Genomic DNA, 1,169 nt, shown 5'->3' with positions numbered 1-1,169 from the left:
CCGACGTCGGCCCGCGTCAGCGCCGGCGCGTCGTTCACCCCGTCGCCGACCATCCCGACGAGCTTGCCCTGGTCCTGAAGCTCCTGAACTTTCTCGTCCTTGTCTTCGGGGAGGACCTCCGCGAACACCGTGTCGATGCCCAGTTCGTCGGCGACAGCGTTGGCGACATCCTGGGAGTCCCCAGTCAACATCGCCACCTCGATGCCCAGATCGTGGAGGGTATCGACGACACGAAAACTCTCCTCACGGATTACGTCAGCCATCGCGAACGCGGCAATCAGCTCGCCTTCACGAACAAGGTATACCACCGTCTGAGCGTTCTGTCCCGCCTCGTCAGCGAAGCGGCGGAGATGGTCGGGTATCTCGCTATCGAGTTGGGTTAACAGGTTTGGCCCGCCGACGTACACCTCATTTCCGTCGACGTTCGCACGGACGCCCCGGCCTTTGATCGCCTCGAAGTCGGTCGCGTCAGGTGCGGTGAGGTCCTGCTCGTCGGCGGCCTCGCGTATGGCTCGCGCGATCATGTGTTCGGAATCGCTTTCGACGGCTGCTGCCAGCGCGAGAGCGTCGTCCTCTTCCACGCCCTCGACGGTCGCCATGTCGACGACGCCGTGTTCGCCTTCGGTGAGCGTCCCCGTCTTGTCGAAGATGATGGCGTCCAGGTTCCGCGCCTCCTCCATCGCGATACGGTCCCGGACCAGCATCCCGTTGCGAGCCGCCAATGACGTGTTGATTGCGACCACTAGGGGGATGGCGAGCCCGAGTGCGTGCGGGCAGGCGATGACGAGCACTGTGACGACGCGCTCGATGACCGTTGCGTCGAATGAGACCGCGAGCGTCCACGCGATTGCTGTCACGACTGCCGCCGCGAGGGCGACGTAGAACAGCCAGCCTGCCGCTCTGTCGGCCAGTACCTGTGTCTTGGATTTGCTCTGCTGGGCTTCCTCGACGAGGCGCATGATTCCCGCGAGCGTCGTCTCCTCGCCCGTCGCACCGACGCGCACGCGGAGGCTGCCGTCGCCGTTGATCGTCCCACCGATGACCTCGTCGCCGGGGTCTTTCGAGACCGGTTTCGATTCGCCCGTGATCATGGACTCGTTGACGTCGGAGTCTCCCTCTTCGACGACGCCGTCAGCAGGGACACTCGCACCCGGCCGGACGAGTACGAG

At 64.6% G+C, this 1,169-nt stretch carries 1 protein-coding gene; it reads right to left on the bottom strand.

Annotated features, from left to right (window positions below; genetic code table 11):
• Positions 1 to 1,169, bottom strand: a 1,169-nt coding sequence (locus ACQUQ1_RS22295) for a heavy metal translocating P-type ATPase (protein ID WP_435066370.1), incomplete at both ends; no start/stop codon positions are given.

It is taken from the genome of Halobaculum sp. EA56, from assembly GCF_051195075.1.
Classification (GTDB): domain Archaea; phylum Halobacteriota; class Halobacteria; order Halobacteriales; family Haloferacaceae; genus Halobaculum.
Note: the sequence above shows the minus strand (reverse complement) of the source record. Positions and strands in the feature narration are given on the sequence as shown.